Source organism: Limosilactobacillus rudii (assembly GCF_014145455.1).
In the GTDB taxonomy this organism is placed as follows: domain Bacteria; phylum Bacillota; class Bacilli; order Lactobacillales; family Lactobacillaceae; genus Limosilactobacillus; species Limosilactobacillus rudii.
On sequence record NZ_JACIVB010000051.1, the window covers coordinates 15,731 to 35,791 of the forward strand.

Annotated in this window: 22 protein-coding genes; 18 read left to right on the forward strand and 4 right to left on the reverse strand. The window is 37.7% G+C overall.

Going from position 1 to position 20,061, the window contains the following annotated elements; genetic code table 11:
* Positions 1-184: 184 nt before the first annotated feature.
* From H5S39_RS04990 to H5S39_RS05005, 4 genes are all read left to right on the forward strand, one after another.
* Complete coding sequence (locus H5S39_RS04990; protein ID WP_182596042.1) at positions 185-1,111, forward strand: DMT family transporter; 927 nt, start codon at positions 185-187, stop codon at positions 1,109-1,111.
* Between the two features lie 95 nt (positions 1,112-1,206).
* Positions 1,207-2,121 carry a LysR family transcriptional regulator gene (locus H5S39_RS04995; RefSeq protein WP_182596043.1) on the forward strand — a complete coding sequence of 305 codons (915 nt, stop codon included), beginning with the start codon at positions 1,207-1,209 and terminating at the stop codon, positions 2,119-2,121.
* Positions 2,122-2,216: 95 nt separating this feature from the next.
* Positions 2,217-3,035, forward strand: coding sequence for an aldo/keto reductase (locus H5S39_RS05000; protein WP_182596044.1), 819 nt, complete (start codon positions 2,217-2,219; stop codon positions 3,033-3,035).
* Positions 3,036-3,048: 13 nt separating this feature from the next.
* Positions 3,049-3,687, forward strand: coding sequence for a nitroreductase (locus H5S39_RS05005; RefSeq protein ID WP_182596045.1), 639 nt, complete (start codon positions 3,049-3,051; stop codon positions 3,685-3,687).
* Positions 3,688-3,772: 85 nt separating this feature from the next.
* Here the strand turns inward: H5S39_RS05005 and H5S39_RS05010 are convergent, their stop codons facing one another.
* On the reverse strand, positions 3,773-4,564 hold the full coding sequence (locus H5S39_RS05010; protein ID WP_182596046.1) for a Cof-type HAD-IIB family hydrolase: 792 nt from the start codon (positions 4,562-4,564) through the stop codon (positions 3,773-3,775).
* Between the two features lie 137 nt (positions 4,565-4,701).
* Here H5S39_RS05010 and H5S39_RS05015 point away from each other — a divergent pair, with 137 nt between their 5' ends.
* Both H5S39_RS05015 and H5S39_RS05020 read left to right on the forward strand, forming a co-directional pair.
* Complete coding sequence (locus H5S39_RS05015; RefSeq protein ID WP_182596047.1) at positions 4,702-5,139, forward strand: MerR family transcriptional regulator; 438 nt, start codon at positions 4,702-4,704, stop codon at positions 5,137-5,139.
* Positions 5,140-5,293: 154 nt separating this feature from the next.
* Positions 5,294-6,865 (forward strand): amidohydrolase, encoded by a 1,572-nt coding sequence (locus H5S39_RS05020; RefSeq protein ID WP_182596048.1) that lies wholly within the window; start codon positions 5,294-5,296, stop codon positions 6,863-6,865.
* 73 nt (positions 6,866-6,938) lie between these two features.
* On the opposite strand, the gene H5S39_RS05025 is transcribed toward H5S39_RS05020, so the two are convergent.
* On the reverse strand, positions 6,939-8,045 hold the full coding sequence (locus H5S39_RS05025; RefSeq protein ID WP_182596049.1) for a glycosyltransferase: 1,107 nt from the start codon (positions 8,043-8,045) through the stop codon (positions 6,939-6,941).
* 93 nt (positions 8,046-8,138) lie between these two features.
* Positions 8,139-8,816 (reverse strand): MgtC/SapB family protein, encoded by a 678-nt coding sequence (locus H5S39_RS05030; protein ID WP_231832860.1) that lies wholly within the window; start codon positions 8,814-8,816, stop codon positions 8,139-8,141.
* Positions 8,817-9,029: 213 nt separating this feature from the next.
* On the opposite strand from H5S39_RS05030, the gene H5S39_RS05035 reads away from it, so the two are divergent.
* From H5S39_RS05035 to H5S39_RS05090, 12 genes are all read left to right on the forward strand, one after another.
* A complete protein-coding gene (locus H5S39_RS05035) occupies positions 9,030-10,049 on the forward strand; it encodes a serine hydrolase domain-containing protein (protein ID WP_182596099.1) in 1,020 nt (339 codons plus the stop codon).
* Positions 10,050-10,087: 38 nt separating this feature from the next.
* Complete coding sequence (locus tag H5S39_RS05040; RefSeq protein WP_182596050.1) at positions 10,088-10,768, forward strand: response regulator transcription factor; 681 nt, start codon at positions 10,088-10,090, stop codon at positions 10,766-10,768.
* A complete protein-coding gene (locus H5S39_RS05045) occupies positions 10,765-12,102 on the forward strand; it encodes a sensor histidine kinase (protein ID WP_182596051.1) in 1,338 nt (445 codons plus the stop codon). Before H5S39_RS05040 ends, H5S39_RS05045 begins: the two co-directional genes overlap by 4 nt.
* 100 nt (positions 12,103-12,202) lie before the next feature.
* Positions 12,203-12,835 (forward strand): PepSY domain-containing protein, encoded by a 633-nt coding sequence (locus H5S39_RS05050; RefSeq protein ID WP_182596052.1) that lies wholly within the window; start codon positions 12,203-12,205, stop codon positions 12,833-12,835.
* A gap of 244 nt (positions 12,836-13,079) precedes the next feature.
* A complete protein-coding gene (locus H5S39_RS05055) occupies positions 13,080-13,565 on the forward strand; it encodes a flavodoxin (protein WP_182596053.1) in 486 nt (161 codons plus the stop codon).
* Between the two features lie 159 nt (positions 13,566-13,724).
* Positions 13,725-14,249: a DapH/DapD/GlmU-related protein gene (locus H5S39_RS05060; RefSeq protein ID WP_182596054.1), complete on the forward strand. Its 525-nt coding sequence runs from the start codon at positions 13,725-13,727 to the stop codon at positions 14,247-14,249.
* A 67-nt stretch (positions 14,250-14,316) separates the two neighbouring features.
* Positions 14,317-15,177 (forward strand): alpha/beta hydrolase, encoded by an 861-nt coding sequence (locus tag H5S39_RS05065; RefSeq protein WP_182596055.1) that lies wholly within the window; start codon positions 14,317-14,319, stop codon positions 15,175-15,177.
* Positions 15,178-15,274: 97 nt separating this feature from the next.
* Positions 15,275-15,814 (forward strand): phenolic acid decarboxylase, encoded by a 540-nt coding sequence (locus H5S39_RS05070; protein ID WP_182596056.1) that lies wholly within the window; start codon positions 15,275-15,277, stop codon positions 15,812-15,814.
* 41 nt (positions 15,815-15,855) lie between these two features.
* Positions 15,856-16,404, forward strand: a complete 549-nt coding sequence (locus H5S39_RS05075; RefSeq protein ID WP_182596057.1) for a PadR family transcriptional regulator — start codon at positions 15,856-15,858, stop codon at positions 16,402-16,404.
* 120 nt (positions 16,405-16,524) lie between these two features.
* Entirely contained in the window at positions 16,525-17,526 is a 1,002-nt protein-coding gene (locus tag H5S39_RS05080; protein WP_182596058.1) for a DUF1002 domain-containing protein, read from the forward strand.
* Between the two features lie 21 nt (positions 17,527-17,547).
* Positions 17,548-17,949 carry a phosphate-starvation-inducible protein PsiE gene (gene psiE / locus H5S39_RS05085; RefSeq protein WP_182596059.1) on the forward strand — a complete coding sequence of 134 codons (402 nt, stop codon included), beginning with the start codon at positions 17,548-17,550 and terminating at the stop codon, positions 17,947-17,949.
* Positions 17,950-18,091: 142 nt separating this feature from the next.
* A complete protein-coding gene (locus H5S39_RS05090) occupies positions 18,092-18,895 on the forward strand; it encodes an SDR family NAD(P)-dependent oxidoreductase (protein ID WP_182596060.1) in 804 nt (267 codons plus the stop codon).
* A gap of 100 nt (positions 18,896-18,995) precedes the next feature.
* Here the strand turns inward: H5S39_RS05090 and H5S39_RS05095 are convergent, their stop codons facing one another.
* Positions 18,996-19,985 carry an asparaginase gene (locus H5S39_RS05095; protein ID WP_182596061.1) on the reverse strand — a complete coding sequence of 330 codons (990 nt, stop codon included), beginning with the start codon at positions 19,983-19,985 and terminating at the stop codon, positions 18,996-18,998.
* Positions 19,986-20,061: the final 76 nt, after the last annotated feature.

The following is a 20,061-nucleotide window of genomic DNA, read 5'->3' on the forward strand; positions in this document are numbered from 1 at the left end:
ATTAAAACTACTTTAGCTTTTTACCATCTTCTGAAATGTTGTCAGCGCCTTTAAGATAATAATCAGAAATTATCACAAAGGAAGTGGCTAATATGATTCATCAAATAATTGTAATCGCACTTTTACTATTAATTTTGAATTTTATTATTAGCGGGCCGGAAATTAAGTAAAGGAAGATGATAAAATGGTATTTTTAATTGCATTAGGGTTAATTGCCGGTGGGTTAGTGCCAGTTCAGACGAGTGTTAACTCACGATTAAGACAAGATATTAATGAACCATTCCTTGCTTCAGGAATTTCATTTTTAGTTGGAACCTTATTCTTAATTATTTTTGGTTTATTTACGGGTTCGCCATTTATTGGTTTTAGCGAATTAGGTCAGTTACCATGGTGGGGTTACCTCGGTGGTGTGCTTGCGACAATTTGTTTAACGGCTAATATTTTTATGTTTGGTGAATTGGGCAGTGTATTAGCGATCGTTTTGCCAATGGTTGGCCAAATTATTTTTGGTATTTTAATTGATACCTTTGGCTGGTTTGGCACGCAGGTAATTCCATTGACGGCGATGAAGGTCGGTGGGGCAATTCTCGTATTGCTGGGGATTATCTTAATTGTGGTTTTTCCATCATTACACCACCGATCTATTACGACCAAGCAAAGCGGTAGTAAGCTTTTCTGGGAAATTGGTGGAATTGTTTCCGGGATGATTTACGCTTCAGAAATTGCGATTAATGGACATGTCGGAAAAGTGCTCCATTCACCAATCCACGCGGCATTCTTAACTTTCCTTATTTCAACAATTCTTTTACTAGGTTTTGTTACAGTTCGTGGGAATATTACCCGTTTAGCATTGATTAGAAAAAATCATACTCCATGGTGGGGCTTCTTAGGTGGGATTATTGGTGGTTTTTCCATCTATCTAGCCGCCTTACTGGTTCCTCAGATCGGTAATGGTTCGGCGATCACCCTAGGAATCCTTGGTCAAATTGCAATTAGCCTATTGATTGATACTTTTGGTTTGCTTGGAGGTCAAAAACGTCCAGCAGAACGGGTTCAGATTATTGGCCTGTTTGTCCTAATTGTTGGGGTTGTCTTTACTGAATTACTGTAATAAAAAAGTCGAGCGGTGGTAATTCGCCATTGCTCGTTTTTTTGTATAATAGTTTTATAAGTTAGAGTTAACAATTAGTTAAAGGTGGTTCGCAAATGTACGATCAAGTGTTAGATACGTTTATTGCTGTTGTTCGTGAAGGAAGTTTTTCCAAAGCGGCTAGTAGCCTTTTTATGTCGGCAGTTTCCGTCATGAAGCAGATGAATAATTTTGAGAGTGATTTAGGGTTTAAAATCTTTAATCGTTCACCGCGGGGAATTAGTTTAACCCCAGCCGGGAAAGCATTATATTCTTCGGCGCAGCAAATTATCCGGGATTCACGGGAGGCTATCAGTGCTGCTCAAGCGATCGCTGAAAAAGGCCAGACAACCATCCGAATTGCAACATCAATGCTGCGGTCAGCTCGCCCGTTAATGGAGGCCTGGGAGCGGATGGGTAAGCAACAAAAAGATTACCAATTACAAATTATCCCTTTTAATGATGACGCGGCTACATTACGGCAAATTACCAATCAACTTGGTAAGACAGTCGATTTACTGGTAGGACCAACGAATGCTAATTATTTGATGGATAATGAATTTGACTTCTTTAATCTCGGTGACCAGCGCTGCAATATTATGGTTCCGCGACAAAACAAGCTAGCCAATAAGGAAAAACTAAACTGGGATGATTTAGCAGAGCAAAAAATATTATTAATTCGGCCAGGTTTGTCGCCAAAAATTGATGAATTACGGAATGAAATAACCCAGCATCATCCAGAAATTACGATTGTTAATGCTGATTATTTTTATGATATTGATACGTTTAATTATTGTGTGCATCATAATTATTTGATGGAAGCGCTCGAACAATGGCATAATGTCCATCCTTCAATGGTTAGTATTCCGATGACTTGGGACTATTCAATTAGTTACGGGATTTTGTCGTCTAGCCATGCCAATCCTCAAGTAAAAGAATTTATCAGCTTAGTCGGTCAGGAGTACTTAAATCAGCAGACTAATCAGAATTAACTTAAAGTTAAAACCGGCTTAACTAAGCACTACCTTCTGTCATTCATAAATGCCTCCTATAATAAAATCAACAAGTTGATAAGGAGAGATTTAAAATGAAATACTATACTTTAAATAATAACGTTAAAATTCCAGCAATTGGTTATGGAACTTACCTTACTTCACCACGTGTAACAGAGCAGGAGGTTGTACAAGCATTAAAAGTTGGTTATCGGTTAATTGATACTGCACAAAATTATGGAAATGAATGTGAAGTTGGTGCAGCCGTTCGAAACAGTGGCATCAACCGTGAAGATATCTTTGTTACCTCCAAGACCCAGACGAGTGGCTATCGGAGTACTAAAGCTGGGATTGATACTTCACTCAAAGCGGCCGGTCTTGATTATTTTGATTTAATGATTATTCACTGGCCCAATGGTAATGATCTGGAAACTTACCGGGCTCTTGAAGATGCATACCATGAAGGTAAACTACGAGCAATTGGGTTAAGTAATTTCAATCACCAGCAAGTTCAAGAAATTATTGACAATAGTGAAGTTGTTCCAGCAGTAGATCAAATCGAGACCCACCTTCTTTGGCAGCAATGGGGAATGCATGAATACTTACAAGAACATGGAATTCTTCACGAATCGTGGGCGCCGCTTGGTGAAGGCAACGGTAATATTTTAAGCAACCCGACATTAGTACGAATTGGGCGACAGTATGGTAAGTCACCTGCACAAGCGATGCTCCGCTTTTTCGTGCAAGAAAATATCCTGGTAATTCCCAAGTCAACTAATCCAGAACACTTGAAGGCAAATTTGGATATTTTTGATTTTGAATTAAGCGACCAAGATATCGCTGATATTAGAAATGAGGACCGCAGACAAGCAGGCGGTTGGCCAAGCACGATGTTAATTGAACGTAATTACTAGGAGGCAAATCGTAATGGATTTTGAACAGGTAATTAAAAATCGCAAATCAACCCGCCAATTTACTGATCAAAAAGTAGCGGTTGAAGTGATTAAGAAAGTATTACAAGAAGCGCAGTTAGCACCTTCATGGGTTAATTCCCAGCCTTACCATGTTCATTTGGCAACGGGCGATTCCCTAGAAAGAGTTCGAGCACAACAAGAACAGTTAGATAATAGTGGTGCTAAAGGGGCCCCTGATCTCCCAATGATGTCAAGAAAAGATTGGCCAGCCCAGGCGCAGGTAAATATGGCCGAATGGACTAAGGGACTTGGTGCAGCTGGTAAAGAAATGGGGCCTGCATCTGCTAAGCTCTATAATGCTCAGGAAGTTCTGTATTTAACATTACCTAAGGGGTATTCACTCTGGTCATTATATGATTTAGGCTCATTTGGGAATGGGATCGTATTAGCAGCAACAAATCAAGGACTTGCATCAATGACCGCCTACCAGTTTATTAAGTATCCAAAGATGTTACGCAAAGAATTAAATATTGCTGACGATGAAGAGATTATTATCGGTATTGGCCTTGGCTATCCTGATGATAATGCGTTGGTTAACACAATTAAATCGCGTCGGATGAATTTAGATGATATTTTGACCATTCATCGGTAATAAAAAGGCCAGCTACTAGTAATCAGGTAGTTGGCTTAATTTATAACATCGCTTAATTAATTAATTTGCAAACACGCTATTAACCCTATTCAAGTAGCTTAATTATTTGGTGCAGGACAGCTTGATCATCATTAGTCCCAATTACTTTTGTTGCCGCTTGTTGAACATTTCGTGGTGCATTACTCATGGCATAACTTGTCCCCGCAAGGTCGAACATTTCTAAATCATTTTCACCGTCACCAAATACGACTAGGTTTTGTGGAGCCAGCTGCCACCGATTAAGGAGAAGTTGGAGACCATATGATTTATCCATGCCGGGAATAATAAGGTCAATTGCACCATAACCGCTAGCGGTTGCTCGAATAATTCTATTAAATTTGCTGTTAATATTATTGGAAATTTCCCGTAGTTTAGCAGGTGGAACTACTAATGCGAATTTAAATATTTTATCGTGAAGATTTGTGAAGTCGGCTACAGTTTTTGTTCGAGTGTAAAAACGGTTAATTCCCTGGCGAAAATCTTTGGGCATGCTTTCTTTAACGTATGCAAATTGACGACCACAGACAACATAATTGGTACCGGGAATTGTGTCAATGTAGTCAATTATCCTGTCGATATCGGCTATTTTTAATTGACCACAAGCAATTTCTTGTCCTTGATCAATCGTCAGAACACCATTTTCAGCAACAAAGGCAATCTGGTCTGCAATTTCCGGAAAAAGAGAGCGAAGAAAGCAATATTGATCACCACTGGCAACAATAAACTTAATGTTCTTTTGGTTCATCAAGTGAAATGCTTGTTTAAATAGTGCTTGATCGTACATTCGGTTAGTTGTTAAAAACGTCCCGTCAATATCAGTTGCAATTGCTTGGATCATAGAATGGCCCCCAAAAAAAGTTTTACGTTTATTTTAAAATTGATGATTATTAGAACGCAAGTAGTGATGTTTGAAAATTAGTAAAGCTGCGATATATAATGATCGAAAATTCAAGTATAAGTGAAGGAGGCTGATTAATGCTGACGACAGAAAAAGTTTATTCAATTGGTGAAGTCTCAAAAATCACGGGTTTGCCGAGTTCGACAATTCGGTATTATGATAGCTTAGATTTTCTTCCTTACCTTCAAAAAAGTCGCCAAGGAATTAGAAAGTTTACCCAAAAAGATATTGATACAATTCGGGTGGTCGAATGCTTAAAGCAATCGGGCCTTACCTTAAAAGAAATACAGCATTATACGCACTTAGTGGCACAAGGTGATAGCTCGATTGTTGATCGCCAACAATTGTTTCATGCAATTCGACAAAGGTTACTCAATAAGATGAATGACCTGCAAAAGACGTTAAAAATTTTAGATTATAAATGTATGTATTATGATCAAGCTGCCAAAGATGGAACCGAGAAAAACGTTTTGGAATCAATGTCTCTAGCAACGGTTATTAACAAATTAAAATAATTTATAGCTAATCAACGGGATGCTGATAGTTATAAATTATTTTTTTATTGTCTATTTTATTGAAGCGGTTTCATTTAAAACTTAAGTGCAGTAGGATATTAAATATAATAAGTAAGGATGCTTAATTATCCAATAATATGAAGGAGTTAGAATAATGACCCAAACGTTTATTAACGGTAAAATATTTGTTGGTGATAATGAGAGTCACTTTGTTGATAGTATGATTGTTGAGGATGGTAAGGTTAAACAAATTGGTAATAATTTATCGATTGAAGGCGAAAAAATTGACCTACATGGACAAACAGTCCTTCCAGGATTAGTTGATTGTCATACTCACCCTAAATATATTGCTGATGCTTTACACGGTGTTGCCTGTACACCACCAAATGTTAACAGTATTAAGGAAATGCAAGAGGCTTTACGAAAATCTCCCGCATATGGGCAAGGTAGTGATGTATGGATTGAAGGATGGGGCTTTGATGAAACCAAATTAGCTGAACATCGCAGTCCTAACCGCAATGACCTAGATGCAGTTTCAACAACACAGCCAATCTTTATCTATCGGTCTGATTGTCATTCTTCGGTTGGTAATTCTAAGGCGTTAGAACTTGCGGGTATTGATAAGAATACTCCTGATCCAGTTGGCGGAAAGATTGAGCGTTTTGCGGATGGACAGCCAACCGGATTTATGCGTGAGGTTGCGGCATCGCAATTACTGATTCGCGCAAAATCAGCCCAAAGTTATGATAATGATGTCACTAATATGGTTAATAGTTCTGACCACTATATCAGAGAAGGAATTGTTGCAATTGGTGAAATGATGGGGCGAATGAAACCTTATCCTTCATTACAGCTATATCAAGACGCAGTTAAGCAGGGGTTTGCACCCAAAGCTTCGATTTACTACGTTTTTGATGAGCTTGATCCAGAAAGAGGATTGCAGCCGAGCGGAAATGAGAAGCTGCGAGTTGCAGGTATTAAAGTTTTTATGGATGGTAGTATCTCAGGAGAGACAGCAAATAACAATGACCCATATCCATCGGGAAAAATGGGAGTTAGCTTAACCTCAGTAGAAAAGCTTCAACGAGCAATCGAGATGGCACGTAAAAATAAACTGCAATTAGCTGTCCATGCCATGGGTGACAAGGCAATTCAGACTGTGATTGATGTAACTAAGGGCATGGAACCGTGGTTAACTTCGATGCCATCAGTGCGGATTGAACATGCTTCATTAATGAATGACCAGATGTTTGACGCGATTGCTAATAGTAAAATGAACTACGCTTTAGTGACTCAACCGATTTTCTTCTTTGCGGAAGATGAATCCTACCGTCATTATCTTTCGCCAGCCCAGTTTAAATTAGCTTACCGTATTAACACAATGTTAAATTCTAATGCGTTGCTAGGTTTGAGTTCAGATGCACCTTGTACACCATGGGCAGAACCAGATAGTCCATTTTATAGTATTTATGCTGCGGTAACGAGGAAAGCGGCTAATGGAGATATCGTTAATTTGAACGAGGCAATTACGGTCCCCCAGGCAATCCTTGGCTATACGCGCGATGCAGCCCGAATTGGCGGCTTTGATGATAATGGAACATTAGAGCCTGGTAAAGCAGCCGATTTTGTTGTCCTCACTACGGATATTTTTACGGTTCCGCATGAAGAATTAAAAGACGTCCGTGTTAAAGAAACATGGATGGCAGGACAACGAATTATGGGATAAACGTTAGTAATTAAAAAAAGCCATTCAGTGAGAAGCTGAGTGGCCTTTATTATCTATCAAATTTTGCAATTGGTTATTCTTTATTTTGCGCATTTTCCATCATTGTAATGACTTTTTTAGCGGATAATTGAACGGAGAGTTTCTTAGCATAATTGACGTATTTTTCCCGCCATTCTTTTAGTTCGTTCGGATGAGTGTACCAATAATTTATGCGGTTTGCGAGTACTGTTTCATCACCTGCAGGAAACTGATTATTGGCAGTAAGTGCGTAGGCGGCAGTTGAAGAAAGAGGGCTATTGGCAATGACGGGAACACAACCTGATGCAAAAGCTTCCATACAAGCCATTCCTTCAACTTCGACATTAGCACAGTGAACCACTAGATCGGCACGACTATCTAATTGTCGCAATTTAATTGGTGGATAATATTTCATGATTGGCTTGTTAGCTAATCCCTCTGCCAATTTATGGTATTCATCTTGTAATGGGCCTTTTCCTGCTAAGATAAGTTGGATGCTTGCCCTATTGGGGACTAATCGCATGGCCTTAAGCAAAGTTGCTTGATCTTTTTCGCGAGAGTAACGACCAATACAAAGGATTGTGAACAGCTTATTTGAGTTTTCAATATGTTTATTGGTTAAAAAGGTAGCTGGAATGCCATTAGAAATGACGACCAGTTTTTGTGGAAAATGATAACGTTCAAGTCGATCCTTAACTTTTGTAGTTGGGCACTGGATTGCGCAGCAGTGCTTATAAGACCAGTTACGAAAGAATTGCATAATTTTTTTATTTACGAGCGGGCGGTCGAGTGGTGGAACGGAAGCGGTCATATTTTCGGGATAAAGATGAAAAGTACCGGTAACAGGTTTTCCAAGCGTGTTAGCAACGATACCTGCCTCGATACCAAGGAAGAAAGGTGTATCAAGGTGAATGATATCTGCCCAGGTGATTGCCCTTTTCAATATTGAATGGACAGGGCGACCAAATACATAGCCTTGTTCTGCTATTAATTGATTGAAAAAAGGTGGCGTAAAGCGAGGGACTTGATAGTCAACTTTACCAGTTGAAAGGACTCGAACTTCATGCCCTAATTGCCGAAATTGCTTCACAAAACGCTGGGTTGATATTGCCATCCCATTAGTGGTACTAAAATAATCGTCAATTACAATAAGAATCTTCATTATGCCACCTCCTATAATTATTTTAGCTAATATCTAATATAAGGTAACTAAAAAAGACCAAATAGCAGTTTGCTATTTGCCCTCTTCCTAGTATTATTCTAATTCAACGTTTTCAATATTATCTAATTTGACAAGATAATCAAAGATGTTTTCTGCTCGTATCTTTGAGCGTAGTTCACCGAAGATACGACAAGTTATTTTGCCATTTTCATAGCTATAGATTGTGTATCTTACCGGTGCCTTAAAATAGCGGTGATTTAATTGTTCAATAATGTCATGAAGCTGGTCAGTATCACCGTCTAAAAGAATAAAGCAGGAGAACCCCTTTCCTTGGTGGAGCGCAAATTGATCAATGTATTTACCGAGGACTTCAGCTAATAATACACAGGCAGTTCCAATAACGCCAATGCTGTACAAGCCGCTTCCATAAGCAAGCCCAATTGCACCGGTTACCCAAATTCCGGCAGCAGTCGTTAAACCATCAATAATTTGATCGTGGCGGTTAATAATTGTCCCGGCACCTAAGAAACCGATTCCACTAACTACCTGCGCAGCAATACGGGAAGGGTCAACAGCCCAGTTGCTATGAGTGATTTTAAGGAGATCAAAGAATCCGTACTTAGAAACAATCATTACAAGAGCGGCGCCAAGGGCAATCAGGGCATGAGTCCTAATTCCAGCGTTTTTAGCTTTACTTTTTCGTTCGAAGCCGATGATTCCACCACAAAAAGCTGCTAGAAGCATTCGCAAACACCAGTCAAGTTCTTGCAAAAACGACACCTTCTCTACATAAATATATTACTATCCCACTAATTTTACTATAGCGCTTTCGACGGTTTAAAGCCAAAGTTAAGTTGGGTAGCTTACAGGAGAGAAAAATAAAAATATTTTATATAATTAGAAAGAAGGATAGGAATTTGGCAATAAAAGTGCTGCTTCTAAGAAATGATTTTGAGAATTAAGCGAAAGGAATTATTTATAATGATGAAAAAAGTTAACCTATTTTTGCTACTATGTTCCTTTGTATTATTTTTAGTAGCAATTCAACCACGGGCTAAAGCGGCTGACATGGTAGACAAGCAAACCCAGGAACAACTCAAGGACTATTTAAAATCGCACCATATTAACGGTGTAATGCTAGTCAGCGGAAAAACAAGCCAGCCGATTGCAATAACTAATAATGAAACGTCTAATAAAAGACAAATAGTACGGGCAAACCAATTATTTCCGATTGCATCACTTCAAAAAGTTATGACAGGGACAGCGATATATCAATTAAAACAAAAAAAGCAATTGGATTGGGATACGCCGCTGTATAAGTATTATCCACAAGCGGCTGGACATGAAGATATAACAATCCGCGAATTGATGAACCATACCAGCGGATTAATTAATAATGATCGCCCGTTTGTGCCACTTAAGGGTGAGAAACAACAAATTGCATATATGTTTAAACACTTGAAAAATGACCATACTCATGCGTGGGATTATCAGGATGTGGATTATGAAATGTTGGCAGCGATTATCCGAAAACAGACGCATTCTAGCTATAATGCTTATATTCAAAAGAATTTTGCTAAGCCGCTTCATCTTCATCAGATTAAAGATTTTTCTGCAGTTTCGCAAAAAGAAGTTCCACAAACAATGGATCCTACTGCTGATTGGCACCGCGTTACGGTTACTACATCATCTGATTTTGGCGCTGGAAATTTATTTATGTCTCCTAATGATTACTGGAAATTTATTTATGATGGTGTTTTAAAAGATCCTAAAATAATACCGGCATTTTACCAGCAAGCAAAGAATCAAGAAGTTGCCTATTTTGGCGGGGTGTACTTCGATGGAGATATTATTCGGGCCAACGGAAGTATTCCTGGCTATAATAGTTGTTTTGTCGCCGATTATAAGACTAAGCGAATGATTATGCTTTTTTCTAACAATATTGATTACTTAAAGTTAAAAGCGACCTCGGATGATATATTGCATAATTATATGGAACGGTAATTTCTCTAGTGAAGGGTACCTTAGAGGAGACAGTAGGAATGGAACAAATAGTAATTATGTTGGTTGAAGATGAAGAAAGCTTAGCAAGTTTTATGATAACTGAGCTGGAACTTGAAGGGTATAAAGTTATCTGGGCAAAAGACGGCCAAGAGGCATTAGATATATTTAAAAAAGAAAATATAACACTAATCCTATTAGATTGGATGCTCCCGGTATATGATGGCTTAACAGTATTACGTCGAATTCGTAAAACAAGTGATATTCCGGTTATTATGATTACTGCGCGTAGTCAGACATCAGATATTAGTATGGCTCTTGATCAAGGACTGGATGATTATATTACTAAACCATTTGAAATCGAGGAGCTTTTAGCTAGAATCCGTGTTGCCTTGCGCCGGTTAAAACAAGGACAGGATAAGAAACATCTTTATAATTTCGGACCATTTAAAATAGATTTATTGAAGCATCAATTTTTAATCGACGAAAAACAGGTTCACCTGACTCCCAAAGAATTTTCACTAATGGTTTCCTTAATGAAAGAGCCTGGCATAGTACACACGCGGGATGACCTTCTTAACGAAATATGGGGCTATGATTTTGATGGTCAAACTAATACAGTGGATGTATATGTTCGGGCTTTACGAAGCAAATTAGGCGGGTACCGGAATTTGATTAAAACGATTCGTGGGGTTGGCTATGTATTAGGGGATGAAGCATGAAGAAAAATTATTCGGTAACTGCTGCTCGTCAATTAACACGGCTTTTTTTAGGGTTATTTATCACAATTTTGGTTGTTATTAACCTGGTCTTTATCGTTACTGCTAGTGATTTAATTTATCGATATGCTGATGATCAGGCAGAAGAAGTAGTTGAAACAATTGAAAAAGACTGGCCAATAAATAAAAGCCATGAAACTTTTTTAAATGCGTATGTTGCCCGTCAAGATGATGATGCAATTGAAATTACTGATGGTCAACAAAAATTTGCTTCCCCTAAAGCGCATAAAATTTTTAAGCGGATTAGCCATCGTAATTTAGCGATTAAAAATTTACAGATAACCCGTCATGGAATTTATTATTTACGGCAAGAAAAACTTCATCATGATCGAATTGTGAAAGTAGCAATCAATGTCGATGATCTGATTAAATTAACTGGTTGGCTACTAATAGTGACAATATTGATCAACATTGCCGCAATTATGGCTTCTATTCCGATAATTCACCGTTTGGCCCATCGATGGACAAGGCCATTAACTAATTTAAGTAGGGAAATTGACTCAATAGTACCTCAGAACAATAATTTACAGACTTTAACTATCCCGCAGCAACCACTAGAAGTAAAAAAGGTAGCACAGTCCTTTAACCAATTATTGAAGCGGCAATATCAGGCAATGCAACGAGAAAAAGAATTTATTGCAAATGCTTCACATGAACTTAAGACTCCCCTTGCCGGAATTCTTGGTCATGTAAATTTGATAAGGCGGCATGGTAAACAACATCCAGAATTAGTCACCAAATCATTAAAATATATTGATCAGGAAACGCAACGGATGAGCCAATTAGTAAATGAACTTCTTATTTTGGAAGGGCATCATACAAAACCACTAACAGAAATTGCCTTGCCCGAAATTATTGTTGATGAAGTTAGATCGCTACAAGGCGCATACCACCATAAATTTGTGATGGATTTACAGCCAGCTTTACTTTATCGTATAACAAAAGGTGATTTTCAAAGCTTAGTTCATAACCTTTTAGAAAATGCGGCTAAATATTCACCACATAATTCAGTAATTAGAATTCAGTTGACATCGAATAGCGACCAAATAATTCTTAAAGTTGCTGATCGAGGTCAGGGAATTGCTAAGGAGAATCGTCAAAAGGTTTTTGACCGCTTTTATCGTGAAGATGAGTCACATTCAAATAAAATTACTGGTTCAGGAATTGGTTTAGCAATCGTTAAAGCAATTGTTGAGAAATATCATGGACAAATAACAATTCACGATAATGACCCGGTAGGAACAATTTTTACAGTATATCTTCCTCGCCAAAAATGAAGATTTCTTCATCGTACTTTTACCTGTTTTTGGTTTTTACAGTTTTTTTATTTTGTAAAATAAAATCATCAACAGGAGATACAGAAGGGAAGAATATTAAATGACTAAAAAAATGAATAATCAACCAGATTCAGCAAAGAAATTAAGAAAAGCTACCAAGTTAACGAAAAAGATGCTTATTACAGCTTGCATCAGCGGCGGAATTTTGTTAGGCGCTGGTGGAATTGGGGTAATGGCTACCCATGGTGGTTATGAAAAAATTGAGGCAGCTGTCCAACACGAAAAGACGGCAAATAAAAATGATATTAAGATTGACCAGCAAGCTGCAATTGATCAATTTAACCAAAAGTACAACGATAAACAAATTAATGAAGTGGAGCTAGAAAATGATCACGGTAAGTATGTATATAAGGTTAAGGGATTTGATAAAACAAATGAGTATAAGGTCAAAGTCAATGCTAAGGATGGAAAAGTGATTTCTGCTAAATCTGAAAAGCTTGATAAGAATGATAAGCAGTATGCACTAGATCTAAGCCAAACGATTAGTCGTGACGAAGCTAGCCAGATTGCAGAAAAGGCTGCTAAAAAGGGAAATAGTATTGAATGGAAACTAGAACAGGAAAAACAGGACCAAGCGGTATGGGAAGTTAAAGTAAAAGATGGTAAAACAGTTAAAGAAGTTAATATAAATGCAACTTCTAAGAAAGTACTAAACATCGATAAAGACCACTAATTATAAGATTCATAGAAAAAGTATAAGAGCATGAATCCCCTAGAGTTAAAAAAGTTAGCTCTGGGGGATTTTTGCGCAAAGTTACTTTACTATATGATTTTGGCATTAAGTGATATTTTATTTATAATAAAACTCTTTGCTGATGGTACAGAAAAAATTACTTTTTATTATTGACTTAAAGCTTACTTTAAGTTTTATACTAACGTTGTTGAGTAATAAGTGATTAATAAAGGAGCGATTTCTAATGGCAAATACCCTTGTTTTATACTATTCAGCTACAAATACGACTAAAAAGATTGCTGAGCAAATTGCAGAAAAACTTGGCGCTGATATTGCTGAAATTCATGCAGCTCAACCATATACGGCTGCTGATTTAGATTGGCATGATTCGAGTAGCCGGACTTCAATTGAACAACATGAGCACAATAGCCGGGTTGAAATCAAAGATGACTTACCTGATATTAGTGGCTACGATAATATTGTTATTGGACATCCAATTTGGTGGGCAATACCGCCGCGGATGATTAGTTCGGTGATTGACCATCTTAATTTAAATGGTAAGAATTTAGCATTATTTGCGACCTCGGGCGGAACCAATTATGCACGGTCACAAAGCTATATTGAACGGGCAATTAAACAAAATAATTATGATACGAATATTAATCAAGGTGCTGTACTAAATAATGCTCAGCAAATTGATGCCTGGATAGATACACTTAATTTTGCTTAATAAATAAAATCATTGCATTTAATTCAAAACCTCAATGCAATGATTTTTATTTTTAGCGATACCTATTAGTTATAATAAGTCATTTAATATAAGTATTTAACATTGTTCTACGACTTGGTTAAACTATAAATAATAATTTTAAGGAAAAGAGGGAGAACAATGACTAGAGTAAATGAATTAAGCAAGATTACTCAGATAGCCTTAAAAAATCAAGACTTACTACAACAGTTAAACAACCGTCCAGCATCTCAAACAGAAATTAGGCAAGTTATAGGCGATATCACTGGGCAAAAGATTGATGATACAGTTGAAATTCGCTTACCGATCCGGAGTGACTATGGCGCAAACCTAAAAATTGGTAAACATGTTTTTATTAATAGCGGGGCCATGTTTACTGACCTTGGAGGGATTGAATTAGCAGATAATGTTTTAATTGCTCCTAATGTAACGATTGTTTCGGTAAACCACCCCTTAGCCCCATCAGAACGGCGGCAAGTGGAATTGAAGCCAGTATTGATTAAGGAAAATGCCTGGATAGGTGCAAATGCGACAGTTCTTCCAGGGGTAACAATCGGCAAGAATGCGGTAGTGGCTGCAGGAGCCGTTGTTACTAAAGACGTGCCGGATAATGCGGTGGTTGCCGGTGTCCCTGCAAAGGTAATCAAAGTAATTAAGGAAGATTAGGATACTATTTATTTGATGTTATGTCTGAAAATTGCAGTATTTTTAGCAATTTAGAAAGGAGAAATCAATGAAAAAGTATTTAAAACTATTATTAGGGTTAGCAACGGTACTTGCTATTATGATTGGTTTTAAACAACAGGCTCATGCTGTAACGCATTATGTCCAATCTTCAACTCCAACAATCTTTGTTCATGGTTGGGGAAGTAGTTCTCATGCGGAAGAAAAGATGGCAAATGCCGCTCGTGATGCGGGTGTGACTAAGACAATTGTTCGGGCTAATGTTGATAAAAAAGGGAAGGATACCTTTAATCGTCAGATTCCTGCAAACGCGGTAAATCCAATTGTTGAGGTGAACTTAGAAGACAATAAGTTAAGTGCTTATCAAGATAACTATATGAAGGGGTACCATCGGGGTGGCGAGTACATTAAAAACGTTGTGTTAGCCCTCGAAAAACAACACCACTATAAAAAAATAAACTTTGTCGGCCATTCCATGGGTAACCTTGAAATTATCAATTATATTAATGATAATGTAAATGATAAAAAGTTGCCCCAAGTAGCACATTTGGTCGCAATTGCAGGTCACTATGATGGTTTAGTAGGTCAAAGCGATACGGCCAATATAACGATAAATCCGCAAACTGGTGAACCAAGTAAAATGGATTCAGCTTATCGTGAACTCTTAGGTTTACGTCAAGACTTTCCACGGAATACGGCGGTTCTCAATATTTATGGGGATATCGGCGATGGCAGTCATTCTGATGAGGATGTCCCAGTAAATTCAGCTAAGTCGTTGAAATATTTAGTGGGTAACCGTGCAAAATCCTATAAAGAAGTTGAAATTAAAGGGAAAAATGCCCAGCACAGTAAGTTACATAACAATGCGCAAGTTAACCGCGAGTTAATTAAATTCTTGTGGGAAAAATAAAGGTGGTCAAAAAGATACCTCCTTTTTTTTTTATTGACTTTGTGTCGATAACGACATAAAATAGAATCAACGATAAAAATGTGAAGGGATGATTGTAATGACTGAAAAGAAATTTAAGACACTTGATGATTTTTTAGGTACCCACTTTATTTACACCTATGATAACGGTTGGGAATATGAATGGTACGCTAAAAATGACCATACTGTTGACTACCGAATTCATGGTGGAATGGTTGCTGGTCGCTGGGTAAAAGATCAAGAGGCTAACATTGTGATGCTTACCGAGGGAATTTATAAGGTCGCTTGGACCGAACCAACGGGGACAGATGTTGCACTTGATTTTGTTCCTAATGAGAAAAAGCTTAACGGAACTATTTTCTTCCCAGCATGGGTAAAACAACATCCTGAAATTACTGTTACGTTCCAAAATGAACACATTGACCGGATGCATGAAGCACGGGAAAAATATGATACTTATCCTAAATTAGTAGTTCCTGAATTTGCTCATATTACGTACATTGGAAATGCTGGTCAAAACAATGAAGATGTGATCGCTGAAGCACCTTATGACGGTATTACTGATGATATTCGTGCGGGGCGGTACTTTGATGAAAATTATCATCGAATTCAAAAATAATTAGTATAATAATGGAAGAATTAATGTTTGGAGGGCTAATAATGCCAAAGAAACGAATTCTTCCTTTTATTATTTTAGGAATAATTAATAATCATCCCCAGATTACAGGACGTGAAATTACTGCTGAATTTGACACAGAAATTGGCGATTTTTGGAGGGCATCTCATAGTCAAGTCTACCCGGAATTAAAGCGAATGGTGAATGATGGGTGGATATATGATGCTACAAGTAAAGATAATGCTAAAGAGCGCTACTATACATTAACTGATGAAGGACGAGAAATTTTAAACAAGTGGTTAGGACAGTTGGTAACGGATTTGCCGGTTCATGAAGACTTATTTTCGTTAAAGCTATTTTTTATTAAGGACAAGCATGATAAACGGATTCCACAGCTGATTGCCCGCCAATTAGTATTATTAAAGAAAGATCTTAAGTATTTAATGCAACGCCGGCAAACTGTTTTTCCTAATGAGAAGACGATTCAAAATAATTATGGGCACTATTTGATTTTGGCACGGGCAATTTCACGAACGCAAGGGCAGATTCAGTGGTTAAAAGACACCCAAAAGTTGCTGAAAGAGGAGCAGTAGCGAAATCTCTCTAGTTATAATCATTAAACTGTTATAAAGATGTTAGAGAGATGCTAGTATTTTGACAGCAGTTTCTATATGATTAATATAATTTATTTCATGGTAAAAGGAGATAAAAAAGTGCGTTCGAAAAAATTAGCAAAGGTATTGATTGCCTCAACACTTATGATGTCAATGTTAGCAGTTCCGGTAAGTCAATCGGTAGTGTATGCTGCTGAGACGACTAATGAGAATTCAACTAGTAATACTAATATACAGACGCATACCTTAAATAAATCGTATGTCGTATATGGCGCTGGAGCAGCAGATAAGAGCGAGCTAGACAACGTTCTTGCGGTTGATGATAATTTTACAACGTTAACGGCGACGGCGAGCGATTATCAAAAGTACATTAACCCAAATGGATCGACTACGAATGCTGCAATGGTGAGTTCAGTTGCAATTGTTCCGACCGATCCAGGTTCAGGAATTAAAGTTAATGTGAAAAAATTTAATGGGAAAGATAATATTACGAAAGTAACAGCCCAACAATATGCGATGGTTGCACAAATGGCAGGAGTAACAGACGTAACGATTACCGTCAGTGCTAACCGTGCTGTATCCGGTGAGTCAGCACTGACTGGGGTATACAAGGCGATTGCAGCAGATGGCGTTAGTTTAAATGAACAGAATACGCAGTCAGCTAACCAGATGCTTACCGCTACTAATAGTGCAATTGAAGCAAATAAGGATGATAGTAAGTATCCGGGTAAATTAATGGCTGCTGTTGGTGATACGACTAAGGAGATTAACCAGCAAAAGAAGCAAGGAAACACCCCAACGCAGGGTGAAATTCAGACAACATTAAATCAAAAATTAGAAACACATAATATTTACAATGAAACTAAGAAGTATGAACAACCAATTATTAATGCTTTAGTCCAATTTAATAATGCGCCAATTAGTTCAAGTAAGGATTATAGTTCTCATGTTACTGATACCATTAATAATGTTAAGAATTCTTCAGGCGACATGATGAATAAGGCAAAGAAATTTTTAAATTCTAAAGATGGGCAAGCTGTAAAACAGGAAGCACAGTCATGGTGGTCGCGATTTATTAATTGGCTGCGCAGCTGGTTTTAACTAGGCTAATGGAGAATTATCATGGAAAGGTTTAATCAATTTATTGTTAAATTTAGCCGATTTCTTCAGTTACTGACAATTATTGCAATGGCCCTATTAGGAATCTGTTTGAGCGTTGTCCTATTTGTTGAATTATTCAACCTTAGTACACAATTGTTAACGGTTAATCTCGCTAATGATTATTTTAAGATTCTTGATAATGTGATTGTTTTCTTTTTATTTTTTGAGTTTGTTGCGATGATTATTTCAGCCCTCAAACATAATGGTCATATCTCAGTGAATTTTTTGATGAGCTTGGGAGTTACGGCATTATTGCGGTGGTTAATTGCCACCCATGGTGATCCGATTGAAATTGTGTTATATGCTTTGGCAATCCTGTTATTGATTGTCGGAATGGTTATTCTTAACCGGTTTATAAAATAGCAAATTAAATTATGTTTTAGCTTATTCTATATCTTTTAATAAATTATTTTTTAGTAAAAGCATTATTCTTAAGGTTTAGTGGTAGATTCGCTATAATGAAACCGTAGAATGCTATAAATTTATTAATAAGGAAGGTATGGATATGAGCGATTTAACAGGAAAAGTTGCAATTGTAACAGCATGTAGCCGTGGAATTGGTTTTGCAATTGTTAAAAAGTTTGTTGAAGATGGCGCAACTGTTTATATGGCAGTTCGTGATAGTGATAAGGACATTAACTTGACTAATAAGCTACATGCAGAAAATGACCATTATCGGCGCGTAGTTTACAATGCCATTGACTTTAGTTCATATAAGCCAATGGTCGACGAAGTAGTCAAAGATGCTGGAAAAGTTGATATTTTAGTTAACAATTTTGGAACTACTGATATTGCTCATGACTTAACCTTAACAACAGGCGATCCTGAAAAATTCTTTGCGATTATTAAGGAAAATATTGGTAGTGTCTACTATGGATCACGCTATGTTGTTGAACAAATGATGAAGCAAAAGACTGGTGGCAGTATTGTTAACATCTCTTCAGTAGCAGGAACAACACCAGATGTTTCACGATTGGCTTATACAACGTCTAAAGCAGCTATTGACTCGTTGACACGAAATATTGCCGTTCAATACGCTCGTCAAAATATTCGTTGCAATGCTGTTTTACCGGGGATGGTTGATACAGATGCAATTAAGAAGCTTTCCAAGGACTTTACGGAGACGTTCTTAAATAATGTACCGCTTGGTCACTTCATTGAACCTGAAGATATTGCTAATGCAGTAGCATTTTTGGCAAGCGAGGAATCACGCGATATTACTGGAGAATTAGTTCCAGTTTGTGGCGGATTTGGTCTTCCAACGCCAATTTATAGTGACGTTATTAGCGGGAAGATTAAGCAAAACTAAAATTATCGATTTTAACTGAAATGAGCGGAAAACAACTGCCTAGTAAGACAATGTTTTCCGCTCATTTTTGATGTATTTATTGTAGGGTAATTGTTAAACCTTAATCGATGGTTACTTCGCCAGCAACGTCAGTATTAAAGAAGTCAGTAATTTCCTTGATATCCATACCTTGACCAAGTCCCCACATTAATTTAGTAATGGCACTTTCCGAGGTCATGTCCCGGGCACTGATTGCGCCTTCTAAGAGTGCTAGCCGTCCAACTTCGTATTTAGTTAAATCGCTTCGTTCATAAAGACACTGGCTAGTAGTGATAATCGGGATTCCATTACGAATTAATTCCCCAACAGCAGCTACCATGTTACGACGAATTGATGTCATTCCACCAAGACCATACGCTTCGATAACGATTCCGTGACAGCCATTCTTCGCCATTGCATGAAGCAGGGCTGGATCAAATCCCGGGAAGAGTTTAACTAATGACACGTGGGTATCAATCGTTGTGTTTAATTGACATTCACCCGGCTGGGGTAAACGATGGTCCTTAACTGAAAAGCCATCCGAGGTGACTTCAGCGACAGGAGGAACGTTAACACTTTCGAAGGCATCAAAAGCCGTGGTTCTGACTTTGACACTACGACAGCCTCGCATTACTTTTCGATTGAATGCGATATAAACTCCAGGCGTACAATTAGCGGCAGCAGTAAATGCTAGTCGGAGATTATCCGGTGCATCACTGAGGAGAACATTCATTGGTACTTGACTTCCAGTTAGAACTACTGGAAGATTGATGTGCTGTAACATAAACGTAAGCATAGAGGCAGTATATGCCATCGTATCTGTTCCATGTGAAACAACAATTCCATCGTAATCGTTGCGGTGATCATAAACAGCCTCAGCGATAATTTTCCATTCTTCCGGTTGAATATTAGATGAGTCGAGTTCTAAAATATCACGAACAGTGACATCATATTGTAACCGGCCCAGCATCTTAATTAGTTTTTCGCCAGATTCGCCAGGAGCTAGTCCTTCATCAGATACGACAGATGCAATCGTGCCACCAGTCGAAAGAAGTAATAATTTTTTAGTCATTATAGTCACCATGATTCAATTTTTTGTTATTATTTTAAATTGTAGCTTTTATAAATACAAGAAATTTAATGTGGTA